Raw genomic sequence first — 12420 nt, 5'->3', positions numbered from 1 at the left:
CGCGGTAAGACAAGCCGAGACGGGCCGTCCGACTATCGACGAGCACCGACAGCGGGCGAACGATCACTTCACCGGGAGCCGGTACGCGATCCGGTAGCGCTCGGCCAGCACCACCACATCGGCGGTCTCCACCGGGCGGCCGCCCGCGAAGTACGTACGCGAGACGACCATCACCCAGTGGCCCGGCACCCCGCCCAGCGCCAGCACCTCCTCGGCCCGGCCGGGGCGCGCGCCGACCTCCTCCGCCATGTTGTCCACCACCAGGTCGAGGGCGGCCATCCGGTCGACGACCCCGCGCCCGGCCAGCGGGCCCTCCTCAGGCAGCATCACGGGCGTACGGCCGGTGAGCTCGAGCGGCTCCCAGGAGGTGGAGAGCATCACCACCTCCCCCTGCGACCGGAACACATAGCGGGTGCGCATCACCCGCTCCCCCACCTCGACCCCCAGCCGCCCGGCGATCTCGCCCCCGGCCTCCTCCTGCTCGCTCTCGGCCTCCCAGGCGCCGGTGATCCGGTCGTCGGCCTGCTCCTGCCGGAACGGCGTGGTCTCCCCGGCGGTGTGGAACCCACCCCGGACCACCCGCCGCGGCACCGGCTGCGCCCGCACATACGTCCCCGACCCGGAACGCCCCTCGACCAGCCCCTCGGCCATCAGCACCTTGCGTGCCTCGAGCGCCACGGTGTCCGAAACCCCGTACTCCTCCCGGATCCTGGCCTGAGAGGGGAGACGCGCATGCGGCGGCAGCTCACCCGCGGTGATCTTCTTCCGCAGATCGTCGGCGACGCGGAGGTATGCGGGCTGGTCACCAAAGGCCACGTGCACTCCCTGGGTTGACAGTCAGCAACAGCTTGGCAACTCAGGGTTGTCGATTGCAACTACAGGCCAGGGCTTCACTAGAAGTGGTGAACCGCAGCTCAGCGACGTTTAAGTCGCCCAAAGTCGGTGAGCTGCCCGACGCCGGACACCGCACCGCCCTTTGCGGCCGTGACGCGGTGTCGTGCCATCGGCGGTCCCGCACGTTTCGGCCCGTCGGGCGCATTACGCTCCTAAGGAGCAGCCGCAGGAGCAGCCGCCGAAGCGTAGGGACGTGAGATGGACGACGAACCGATGCCGGAGTGGGCCGAACCCCCGGCGTCCGGGCCGGAGCGGGGATGAGCGGGTCACGCGCGGCGGGCACGGCGAGACGGCGCTTCTCGCGGGTGGCGCCCGGGGTGCTGCTCATCGCCCTGTGCGCAGGGTGCACCGGGGGTGCCGGGGCGCAGGGTGCGGGCGGGGCGCAGGATGCGGGCGGGGCGTCCGGTGCCGGGGCGGGTGGCGCCGGGATCGGGGACGCGCTCTTCCCTCGGCTCGGCAATGGCGGCTACGACGTGCGGGGCTACCGCCTCGCCCTCGACTACACCCCCGGCTCGCACCATCTCAAGGGCACCGCCCGGATCACCGCCCGCGCGGACCGCGCCCTGAGCTCCTTCCACCTCGACCTCGACGGGCTGCGGGTGCGTAAGGCCACGGTGAACGGCCGCCCCGCCAAAGCAGCCCGCAGCGGTACCGAGCTGGTGCTCACCCCCGCCGCGGCCCTCCCCGAGGGCCGCACGTTCACGGCCACCGTCGTCTACGACGGCGAGCCGAAGACCCTCACCGGCGAGGACACCGGGAAGGAGGGCTGGCTCCGCACCCACGACGGCGCGGTGGCCCTCGGCGAGCCGACCGGCTCCATGACCTGGTTCCCCGGCAACCACCACCCCTCCGACAAGGCCGCCTACGACATCGCCGTCACCGTTCCCCGGGGCTACACCGCCGTCTCCAACGGCGAGCTGAAGGGACAGGAGACCCGGGGCCGCCGCACCACCTTCCGGTGGCACACCGGCGAGCCCATGGCGAGCTACCTGGCCACGGTCGCCATCGGCCGCTTCGGCGTCCGTACGACGACCACCGGCCAGGGCCTGCCCGCGTACCTGGCCGTCGACCCCACCGAGGCCGCCGGTGCCAAGGACATCGCCAGGCAGGTCGACGACGTCATCACCTGGGAGAGCCGCACCTTCGGCCCGTACCCCTTCTCCTCCACCGGCGCCGTCGTCGGCCACCTCCCCGGCCTCGGCTACGCCCTGGAGACCCAGACCAAGCCGTTCTTCGACGCGGCCCCGGACCAGGCCCTCGTCGTCCACGAACTCGCCCACCAGTGGTTCGGCAATTCGGTCACGCCCCGGGTCTGGAAGGACATGTGGCTCAACGAGGGCTTCGCGACCTACGCCGAGTGGCTGTGGGAGGAGGACCACGACGGCCGTAGCGCCCAGCAGATCTTCGACGACTTCTACGACGGCACCGACGACGAGAGCGAGGGCATCTGGGACTTCCCACCCGCCGACCCCCCGACCGTCGCCAGCGTCTCCGACCCGCCCGTCTACGGCCGCGGCGCGATGGTCCTCCACCAGCTCCGCCGAGCCGTCGGCGACACGGCCTTCTTCACCATCCTCCGCACCTGGCTCAAGGACCACCGCCACGGCAACGCCGACACCAAGCAGTTCATCGAGCTGTGCGAGCGGAAATCGGGCAAGGACCTGACCCGCCTCTTCGACGTGTGGCTGTACGGCGAGGGCAAGCCGAAGAAGCCCTGACGACGGGGGAAGGCGGCGCCCTCCCATCGCCCGAAACCGCTACCGTTGAGCCATGACCGCACTGCCCGACTGGATGCGCCCGCCGCGCGCGGAAGGCTGGTTCGCGGAGGACCTGGACCGTCTCCCCGAGGCACCGCGCCACACCGAGCTCATCGACGGCGCACTCGTTTTCATGATGTCGCCCCAGCGGTCATGGCATGGCCGTCTCGTCACCGCCCTGACCACCACGCTGATGGAGCAGGCATCGGACGGCTTCGACATCGAACGAGAGATGACCATACGGCTCGACGCCCGCAATCGCCCGGAGCCCGATCTCCTGGTGACCACGAAACCGTTCGATCCCGATCGCACCTGGTACGCCCCGGAGGACGTACAGCTGGTGGTGGAGGTTGTCTCGCCCGAGTCCGCGCACCGCGACCGTACGGTCAAGCTGCGCAAGTACGCGGAGGCCGGGATCCAGCACTACTGGCGTGTGGAGGAACAGGACGGCGCGCCAGTCGTGCATGTGTACGAACTCGACGAGCCGACGGGTGTCTACGCTCCGGCAGGCATTTTCCGGCAGATCCTGGAGCGCCCCGTCCCGTTCAAAATCAAGATCGACCTGAGCAGGCTTGTACCGAACCGGAAGAGCTGACGAGGTGCGCCCATAGGCGTCAGCGCTGGGCTCAGGCGACGCTCAGGAGGGCGCTGGTTTCGGCGGAGGACAGCTCGGTGGCGTAGACGCGGCTGCCCGGCTGGTGTTTGCGGCCGCCCCCGCCCAGGTGGCCGGCGTCCACGGGGTCGAAGCCGATGTCGCGGATCAGTCCGGCCACGGCGGCCTTGGCCTCCTCATCGTTGCCGGACAGCGGGATGGCCACGCGGTCGGTGGCGCCCTTGGGGCGGGCGTGGTCGCGGAGGTTCTCCCAGTAGATCGCGTTGAACGCCTTGACCAGGTTGGCACCGGTGTGAGCCTGGATCTTCTCGCTCGAGGTGGTGGCGTCGGAGTCGAGGTCCGGGTCGTTTCCGTCCCGCTCGGGGTAGTAGTTGCAGGTGTCGATGACGACCTTGCCGCGCAGCGGTTCGGTCGGCAGCTCCCGGTAGCGGCCGTAGGGGATGGACACGACCACCGCCTCGCCGGTCCGGGCCGCCTCCTCGGCGGTCACCGCGCGGATCCGGCCGCCGATGTCGGTCACCAGGTCGGCCAGGGTGTCCGGGTCTCGGGAGTTGGCGATCGCCACCTCGTAGCCGATCGAGGCGAAGTGGCGGGCCAGCGTCGAGCCGATGTGACCCGCTCCGATGATTCCGATGCGCACGGCGTTGCTCCCCTCCTCGTCTGTGGTGGACCCCCGGCGGGTTACCGGCACCCGGCGGATCATGCATGCGCGGTGGGGTCGGGAGATCCACCAGTGATCAAGTCCGAGCTGGACGGACTAGACGTCGCCGCGGAGTACCGGTCGCAGCGCCTCGATCACCGCGGGATCGTCGATCGTGGAGGGCAGCTCGGTGTCCCGGCCGTCGGCGATGTCGCGCATGGTGCGGCGCAGGATCTTCCCCGAGCGCGTCTTGGGCAGGGCGGCGACCACGTCGACCCGGCGCAGCGCCGCCACGGGGCCGATCGTCTCCCGGACGGCGGCGACGAGTTCCGTGGCGATGCCCCGCGGATCGCGGTCGAGGCCCGCCTTGAGCACGACGAGACCGCGCGGCACCTGCCCCTTGAGCGGGTCGGCGACGCCCACGACAGCGCACTCGGCGACATCCGGGTGAGCGGCCAGCACCTCCTCCATCGCGCCGGTGGACAGCCGGTGCCCGGCCACGTTGATCACGTCGTCGACGCGGCCCATGACGTAGACATAGCCGTCGTCGTCCTTACGGCCGCCATCGCCGGTGAGGTAGTACCCGCTGTAGGCGGACAGGTACGAGCGCACATACCGTGCGTCGTCCTGCCACACGGTGAGCAGCGTGCCGGGCGGCAGCGGCAGCCGGATCGCCACCGCGCCGTCGGCGCCCGGCGGCGCGTCGCGGCCCGTCGCGTCGAGGATGCGCACGTCGTAGCCGGGCATGGGCACGGTGGGCGAACCGGCCTTGAGCGGGTAGGGCTCCAGGCCCATCGGGTTGGCGACGATCGGCCAGCCGGTCTCGGTCTGCCACCAGTTGTCGACCACCGGAACGCCGAGCAGATCGGTGGCCCAGCGGTAGGTCTCCGGGTCCAGGCGCTCGCCGGCCAGGAACAGATGGCGCAGCGATCCGATGTCATGGGCGTCCAGAAGCGCTCCGCGCGGATCCTCCTTCTTCACCGCGCGGATCGCCGTCGGCGCGGTGAACAGTGCCGTCACACGGTGTTCGGCGATCACCCGCCACAGCGCACCGGCGTCCGGCGTGCCGACGGGCTTGCCTTCGTAGAGCACGGTGGTACAGCCGGTGAGCAGCGGCGCGTAGACGATGTAGGAGTGGCCGACGACCCAGCCGACGTCCGAGGCCGCCCAGAAGACCTCACCGGGGTGGGTGTCGTACACGTTCTCCAGGGACCAGCGCAGCGCGACCGCGTGGCCGCCGTTGTCGCGCACCACGCCCTTGGGCCGACCGGTGGTGCCGGAGGTGTAGAGGATGTACAGCGGGTCGGTGGCGCCCACGGGGACGCAGCCGACCGGCTCGGCGGTCTCCATGACCCGGTCCCAGTCGAGGTCACGGCCGGTCATCTCCGCCGTGCACTGCGGCCGCTGGCGGATGACACAGTGCTCCGGCTGGTGTTCGGCCAGCGCGAGGGCATCGTCCAGCAGCGGCTTGTACGGCACGACACGGGCCGGTTCGATGCCGCACGAGGCGGCGATGACGAGCTTGGGGCGGGCGTCGTCGATACGCACGGCGAGCTCACGCGCGGCGAATCCGCCGAAGACGACCGAGTGGACGGCGCCGATGCGGGCGCAGGCCAGCATGGCGACGACAGCCTCGGGAATCATCGGCATATAGATCACGACGCGGTCGCCCTGGGCCACCCCGAGCCCGGTCAGCACTCCGGCGAACCGCGCGACCTCGTCACGCAACTCCCGGTAGGTGAACGCCGCCTTGCGGCCGGTGACCGGGCTGTCGTACACCAGCGCGAGTTGCTCGCCGCGCCCGGCGTCGACGTGGCGGTCCAGAGCGTTGTGGCAGGTGTTCAACCGCCCGTCCGGGAACCACCGGTACAGCGGGGCCTCCGACGCGTCGAGGGCCCGGGTCGGGGCGACGGTCCAGTCGATGGCACGAGCGGCGTCCAGCCAGAAGCCTTCCGGATCGTCCAGGCTGCGCCGGTACTCAGCCGCATAGCCGTCCTGCTTCGGCGCCTGCGTCATGTCGATGCCCCTCTCCTCGTTCCGCGTTCCTCGTTCCGCCCGCGCCGTGCCGGGAGGTGCCTCCCGCCCGCGCCCGTCCCATACATAAGGACCTGTGGGTGGCACCAGGGTCAGCCCAGCGGATGTGCCCGCCGGGCGCCAGGGTTATTTCATCAGCCATTCGGCGATGGCCTCCGCGCATGCGTCCAAAATGGCGTCGCCCTTCTCGGCGGACGCCCTGCGCGCGTCACCCGCCACGCCCGACGACGTGACCGTGTGGAACGGGCGCGGTACGTGGATCGCCTCGCTCGGATCCGACTGGAGCGCGATCTCCGGGCCGACCGCCTCGGGGAGCCGTCCCCGGTCGACGAGGTCCGGCACGATCGCCATCGCCATGGATGTCTCGCCCTCGCAGGCGTGCATCAGGGTGTCCTGGTCCTCCAGGATCTCCGCGATCCGCGCCTGCCCGGCCGTGAAGTAGCTGGTGACGGCGATGGGCGCGGACAGTTCCCGGGAGAGCTCACCGCTGATGGCGTTCAAGGCCGTGACATTGCCGCCGTGGCCGTTGACGATCAGGATCTTGCTGAAGCCGGCCATGAGGATGGAGCGGCACACATCGCGCAACAGCGCGTGGTACGTCGCCAGGGTGAGGGTGAAGGTGCCGCCGAACTCGACATGATGGTCCGCCAGCCCGCACCAGAGGGACGGAGCGACGGCCACGGGCCTGCCCTGAGCGACCATGATCCTCGCTGCCCGGCGGCATGCCTCCGCGCTGAGGAAGTCATCAACGCCGGTGGGGAGGTGCGGACCGTGCTGCTCGGTGGAGCCCACGGGAAGCAGCACCGGTGCGTCCTGGGCGGCCAGCTCCTTGAGAGCGCGAGCGGTCATGCGGTTCCAGAGGATCTCTGACATGGGGGTCCCTTTCCTGGCGGGCGTGGCGGCTTGGCGGTGTGACGGCTTGGCGGTGTGACGGCTCGGCGGTGTGACGGCTTGGTGGCTTGGCGGCTGGCGGAGGTCAGTGCGTGTTCTCGGGAATGACGGGGGATGTGGACCCGACGGGAGACGTCACCCCTCCTGGGTCGCCCGGCCGGGCGACCGCGGCGCGGGCCGCCGCGCGGGCCGGAGCCGAGATGGCTTCCAGCCCCAGTCCCGTGGTCCGTACGCCGAAGACGACCGCGACCGCGGCCAGCAGCATCGCCACGGCGACAACGGTGAAGGCGACCGCCGCTCCGTAGGCGTCCAGGAGAGGGACCAGGTAGAAGGGGGCGGCCGCCGTCGAGAGCCGGCTCAGTGAGTACAGCCAGCCGGTGGCGGTGGTGCGCACACTCGTGGGGAACTGCTCCAACTGGTAGATATGGCCCGAATTTGACATGACATTGGCCACCACGGTGAAGCAGAAACCCGAAGCGATGATCATGGCCGCCGAGCGGGCGCTCCCGTACATGAGCCCGAAGACCGCCATGCCGGCCAGCGACGCGGACAGGATCCATTTCCGTTCCACCCTCTCCATGATCAGCACGGAGAGGGCGGAGCCGAGCGGATAGCCGATGAACGAGAAGGTCAGATAGGCCAGCGAGGTGTCGAGGTCGAATCCCTTGTCGGCGAGGACGAGCGTGGCGAGGTTGCCGAAGCCGTAGAAGCCGATGGGCGCGAGGATCCACAGGATCGCCATGATCACCGTGCGGCGGGCCAGCGGCCGACGGAAGATGGCCCGGACCGGCACCGGCTCGACCGGAGACCCGGCGTCCGGCGGCTGCTCGGCCTCGCCGGAGCCCGCGGGGGGCGTCCAGCCTTCGGCCTCGGCGGCCTTCTCGAAGCGGCTGGTGACGGCGTCGGCCTCCGCCGTGCGTCCGACCGACTCCAGCCAGCGAGGCGACTCGGGCAGACCTCTGCGCACCAGGAACGTCAGCAGGGCCCCGAGCGACCCGATGGCGAACATCCAGCGCCATCCGGCGACACCGAGCGGAGCGCCGTCCACCAGCACCAGACCCAGGAAGCCGACGGCGGGTACGGCGAGGTAGGCACCCGTGAAGGCCCATGCCACGTAGTAGCCGCGCCGGGCCGGCGGGAGGATGTCGCCCAGGAACGAGTCCGTCACCGGCAGCTCCCCGCCCAGGCCGACACCGGCCACGAAGCGGAAGATCACGAGCGTCCACAGGTCCGGGGACAGGGCGCAGCCGAGCGTGGCCGCGGAGTACAGGGTCAGCGTGACCATGTACGCGGTCCGCCGACCGACCCGGTCCGCGAGCCGCCCGATCACCACGGCCCCGACGAAGGCTCCGACGAACGCCGAGGCCAGGACGAGCGACAGCTCGAAGCCGGCCAGGTCGAAGGTCGTCTTCAGCGTGGTCGCCAGAACCCCGGCGAGGAACAGCTCGTAGATCTCGAAGAAGTTGCCCAGCGCCATGACACCGGCGAAGCGCTTGTGGAGCTTGGTGATCGGCAGCCGGTCGAGCCGTGCCGCGACGGAGGGGTCAGTCACCCCTGAGAAAGATCGCATTCATCTCCTTCCGGGCTGAACCGCTAATCGACCCCCCAGAATTTGACTGGACAGTACAGTCCAACTTGAAGGTTGACAAGGGTCCCGGCCAGAGCCCGGATCCGCGCATCGCGCCGCACTAGACTGGTGCGTCCAGTACAGAAAGAGGTGCCTGACGGTGATCCCCGCGCCCTCCCAGCCCGCCCGGCAAGGCAAGGGCCGCTCCCGCAACCGAGTGAAGATCCTCGCGGCGGCGAAGGCGCTCTTCCTGCGGGACGGCTACGACGGCGTGAACCTCGAACGGGTCGCCACCCAAGCCGAGGTCGCCCGGCAGACGGTCTACAACCAGTTCGGCAGCAAGGAGGCGGTCTTCCGCGCGGTGATGGAGCACCACTGGTCCAGCCTGCCGCTCGAAGACCTGTCGACACGCCTCGAACGGAGCCTGGAGAGCGACGGCGACCCGGCCGGATTCCTGCGCCAGTTCTCCGAGATCCTGCTGACCTTCATCGACGACACGGACCAGGTCGCCTTCACCCGGCTGGTGATCGCCGAGTCCCGCCGGAGCCCCTGGATCGCCGAGGAGTTCTACCGAGTCGGCAAGGAGCCGCTGACCAGGGCACTCACCGAGTGCCTACAGCGTCTGCACGAGACAGGCAAGATCAACTGCCCGTCCCCGGGGCTGGCGGCACATCAGTTCCTGGGACTCCTCCAGGAATTCATCATCTGGCCGCAGGTCATGGCGATCGGGCCGGACGTCATGAACATCCCGCCGTTCGACGTGGTCGTGGAAGAGGGAATCGCCATGTTCCTCGGCCGTTACGGTGTCCGCTGAAGGTCACTGGGTGCGGCAGCGGCAAGTAGTCTGTGCCCGGCCACTCGGCCGTGTTCCGGGCGGACCATACCTGTGGTGACGAAATGAGAAATCGATTCAGCGCGCGAAGAAGATTTCTGACGTGCCAGACAGAGCGAAATGATTTATCATGCGCAGCCGCAGGCGCCGTGCTAGTGTTGCTTCGAGTTGCAGTTGTGGTTCCCAAAATCTTCAAGCGCCCTCACTGTCTTTCCCTGCCAATGGCAGTTCTTCTGTATTTCCGGTCACATTCCGGGCTGGGCAATCATCGCGCGACGCGGAGTCCGCACAGCGCGGGCTCACGGGCACTGCCCCAAGGGAGATGTGACACATGGCTACTGGCACCGTGAAGTGGTTCAACGCGGAAAAGGGTTTCGGCTTCATCGAGCAGGACGGCGGCGGCGCTGACGTGTTCGCCCACTACTCGAACATCGCCGCCCAAGGTTTCCGCGAACTCCTGGAAGGCCAGAAGGTGACCTTCGACATCGCACAGGGCCAGAAGGGCCCGATGGCCGAGAACATCGTTCCCTCCCGAAGCTGACGCACGCAGTGAGAAGCTGGGGCACGCGCCTTGGGCGCGGGCCCCGAATCGTCGCGCCGCAGGGCGCTGTCCCCGTCACGCCACACTCGACGCCCCGGCCTCTCCGACCCGGATCGCGCCGCCCGCTTCAGGGTCTCAGCCGGTGAGCATTTCCTCCGGCCGAACCCGTATCGGTATTTGTTCTGGCCCGTTCTTGCGATTCTCTGCGCTGCTCAGCGCTGCGGGAATTCCTTGATGCGTGCCGCTTCGAGGAAGGTTCCGCATGAACCGCACACGTACGAACGCCCGTTCCGTCCCCACCCGTACCGGCGGTTCCGGCTCCCGACAGGACGGCAGCCGCTCGGGGGCTAGGGTCTCCAAGCGCTCCGGTGGTCCGAGCCGTTCGCGCGGTCACGGGGGCCGGCCCGCCGCACCGCGGGGGGAGTTCGCCCCGCCCGTGACGAGCAGCCCCGCACTCCCCGCCGCCGAGACGTTCGCTGATCTCGAGATGCCCCGGCAGCTGCTGGCCGCGCTGGTCGCCGAAGGGGTGACCACACCGTTTCCGATCCAGGCGGCGACCCTCCCGAACTCCCTCGCGGGCCGTGACGTACTCGGCCGCGGGCGCACCGGATCCGGCAAGACCCTGGCCTTCGGCCTGGCGCTGCTGGCCCGTACGGCCGGCCGGCGAGCCGAGCCCCGGCAGCCGCTGGCGCTGGTGCTGGTGCCCACCCGGGAGCTGGCACAGCAGGTCGCCGATGCGCTCACTCCGTACGCCCGCTCCGTGCGGCTGCGGATGGCCACGGTGGTCGGCGGGATGCCGATCAGCAAGCAGGTCGGTGCGCTGCGTGGTGGGGCGGAGGTCGTCGTCGCGACGCCGGGCCGGCTGAAGGACCTCGTCGAGCGAGGCGACTGCCGCCTGAACCAGGTCGACATCACCGTCCTGGACGAGGCTGACCAGATGACCGACATGGGCTTCATGCCGCAGGTCACGGCGCTGCTGGAGCAGGTGCGCCCGAAGGGGCAACGGATGCTGTTCTCAGCCACTTTGGACCGCAACGTCGACCGTCTGGTCCGCCGGTACCTGATCGACCCGGTGGTCCACTCCGTCGACCCGTCCGCGGCCGCGGTCACCACGATGGAGCACCACGTGCTGCATGTGCACGGCGCGGACAAGCATCAGGTGACAACAGAGATCGCGGCGCGAGAGGGCCGAGTGATCATGTTCCTGGACACCAAGCATGCCGTCGACCAGCTCACGAGCCACCTGCTGAAGAGCGGTGTACGGGCCGCCGCACTGCACGGTGGGAAGTCGCAGCCGCAGCGCACCCGGACCCTGGCCCAGTTCAAGACGGGGCATGTGACGGTCTTGGTGGCGACCAATGTCGCGGCGCGCGGGATCCATGTCGACAACCTCGACCTGGTGGTCAACGTGGACCCGCCCAACGACCACAAGGACTACCTTCACCGGGGAGGCCGCACGGCCCGCGCCGGCGAGTCCGGTCTCGTCGTCACCCTGGTGACGCCCGGCCAGCGCCGCGGCACGGTCCGTCTCATGTCGGACGCCGGGATCCGCCCTCGGACCACCCAGGTCCGCTCAGGTGAGGCCGAGCTGAGCCACATCACCGGCGCGCGCACTCCGTCGGGCATTCCGGTCGTCATCACCACAGCGGGGGTGGAGCGCCCCAGGCGCGGCGTCCCCCACTCTCGCGATCGACGCGGCCGCGCCGCTGGGGACCGCCGGACCGGCGAGGCGACCCACCGTAAAGCTCGGCGGCAGTCCGCCCTCGACGCGGCAGCCTAGAACCTTCCTCGATCAGGACTCTTGGCCATTCCCCAAGGAGGCACCCTTTGACGCTGGATCAGATGACGCCGCACCCGGCGGATTCCGCCACCGAGACCGTGGTCGACGCCATGGACGCGCCCGGCCCGCAGGTCTGGGACGACATGACCGTAGAGGTGGCCTTGTCCGTCATGGCCAGTGCCCCTTCCCGGCACCTGCTCGTCTACGACGAGGACGGCCGGTGCACGGGCCTGATCGCTCAGGACCAGCTCACCGTCGTCCGCGACAGCTCCGCATACACCGATCGGGTCCGTCTGCGGGACGTCTTCGGCGACAACGGACCCTTCACCTCGCCCATGACCACGATCGCCGAAGCGGAGCGCACGATGCGGCACGGGCGGCTCGGGGCCCTGCCCGTCATCGACGAGCACGGCTGCGCCGTGGGCGTTCTCGCCCTCTCACGCTGATCCGCCTCCCCCGCTCAGACCTTCTCCCTCTACCTGTGAGGCACCCATGCGTTGTGTCATCGCCCGCTTCCCGTTCGACCTGACCAGGAGTGGGGTGCTGGCGTCCATGAAGGGCGTCACGCCCGAGCTCGTCACCGGTGACTCCGTGATCATCGGCCGCCGCCAGTACCCCGTGAAGCAGGTGGGCGCGGTCATCACCGGGCAGGACCGTCGTGACTTCACCGCCGGCGAAGTCACCAGAGCCATGACCCGTCTCGGCTTCACGTGCCGTGCCCTCCCCGAAATCTCACCCACGCGCGGCCTCACTCCGCTTGAGGAAGCGTCGGCTCAGCTCGGCACCCCGGCGCCCAGGTAACCGACGGGACAGGCGAAAGCCGGGACCAGGACAGCGTTGAGGGCTCGACCGGCACGCGCCGGTCGAGCCC

The 12420-nt window shown here is 69.7% G+C and carries 12 protein-coding genes; 7 read left to right on the top strand and 5 right to left on the bottom strand.

Features of this window, described 5'->3' with window-relative positions:
* Positions 1–63 precede the first annotated feature (63 nt).
* The gene (locus KHP12_RS32415; protein ID WP_037960225.1) at positions 64–816 is read right to left on the bottom strand and encodes a GntR family transcriptional regulator; all 753 of its coding nucleotides are present in this window, start codon (positions 814–816) and stop codon (positions 64–66) included.
* Between the two features lie 335 nt (positions 817–1151).
* Between KHP12_RS32415 and KHP12_RS32410 the strand changes: the two genes are divergently transcribed.
* Positions 1152–2612 (top strand): M1 family metallopeptidase, encoded by a 1461-nt coding sequence (locus KHP12_RS32410; RefSeq protein WP_210609796.1) that lies wholly within the window; start codon positions 1152–1154, stop codon positions 2610–2612.
* A gap of 52 nt (positions 2613–2664) precedes the next feature.
* Entirely contained in the window at positions 2665–3246 is a 582-nt protein-coding gene (locus tag KHP12_RS32405) for a Uma2 family endonuclease (RefSeq protein ID WP_086883622.1), read from the top strand.
* Positions 3247–3277: 31 nt separating this feature from the next.
* Here KHP12_RS32405 and KHP12_RS32400 read toward each other — a convergent pair whose 3' ends face one another.
* From KHP12_RS32400 to KHP12_RS32385, 4 genes are all read right to left on the bottom strand, one after another.
* Positions 3278–3904 (bottom strand): NADPH-dependent F420 reductase, encoded by a 627-nt coding sequence (locus tag KHP12_RS32400; protein ID WP_086883640.1) that lies wholly within the window; start codon positions 3902–3904, stop codon positions 3278–3280.
* Between the two features lie 117 nt (positions 3905–4021).
* On the bottom strand, positions 4022–5920 hold the full coding sequence (locus KHP12_RS32395) for a propionyl-CoA synthetase (RefSeq protein ID WP_086883623.1): 1899 nt from the start codon (positions 5918–5920) through the stop codon (positions 4022–4024).
* A 144-nt stretch (positions 5921–6064) separates the two neighbouring features.
* The gene (locus tag KHP12_RS32390) at positions 6065–6787 is read right to left on the bottom strand and encodes a creatininase family protein (RefSeq protein ID WP_246648737.1); all 723 of its coding nucleotides are present in this window, start codon (positions 6785–6787) and stop codon (positions 6065–6067) included.
* A 127-nt stretch (positions 6788–6914) separates the two neighbouring features.
* Positions 6915–8381, bottom strand: coding sequence for an MFS transporter (locus KHP12_RS32385; RefSeq protein WP_308016858.1), 1467 nt, complete (start codon positions 8379–8381; stop codon positions 6915–6917).
* 175 nt (positions 8382–8556) lie between these two features.
* On the opposite strand from KHP12_RS32385, the gene KHP12_RS32380 reads away from it, so the two are divergent.
* The 5 genes from KHP12_RS32380 (at position 8557) to KHP12_RS32360 (ending at position 12350) form a co-directional block, all read left to right on the top strand.
* The gene (locus KHP12_RS32380) at positions 8557–9210 is read left to right on the top strand and encodes a TetR/AcrR family transcriptional regulator (RefSeq protein ID WP_086883626.1); all 654 of its coding nucleotides are present in this window, start codon (positions 8557–8559) and stop codon (positions 9208–9210) included.
* A gap of 349 nt (positions 9211–9559) precedes the next feature.
* Positions 9560–9769, top strand: a complete 210-nt coding sequence (locus tag KHP12_RS32375; protein WP_086883627.1) for a cold-shock protein — start codon at positions 9560–9562, stop codon at positions 9767–9769.
* A 262-nt stretch (positions 9770–10031) separates the two neighbouring features.
* The gene (locus KHP12_RS32370) at positions 10032–11549 is read left to right on the top strand and encodes a DEAD/DEAH box helicase (protein ID WP_086883628.1); all 1518 of its coding nucleotides are present in this window, start codon (positions 10032–10034) and stop codon (positions 11547–11549) included.
* Between the two features lie 47 nt (positions 11550–11596).
* A complete protein-coding gene (locus KHP12_RS32365; protein WP_037960242.1) occupies positions 11597–11995 on the top strand; it encodes a CBS domain-containing protein in 399 nt (132 codons plus the stop codon).
* Positions 11996–12041: 46 nt separating this feature from the next.
* Positions 12042–12350 (top strand): SCO5918 family protein, encoded by a 309-nt coding sequence (locus KHP12_RS32360; RefSeq protein ID WP_086883629.1) that lies wholly within the window; start codon positions 12042–12044, stop codon positions 12348–12350.
* Positions 12351–12420: the final 70 nt, after the last annotated feature.

The organism is Streptomyces asiaticus, from assembly GCF_018138715.1.
GTDB lineage: Bacteria > Actinomycetota > Actinomycetes > Streptomycetales > Streptomycetaceae > Streptomyces > Streptomyces asiaticus.
This window is presented reverse-complemented; position numbering and strand designations above follow the sequence as displayed.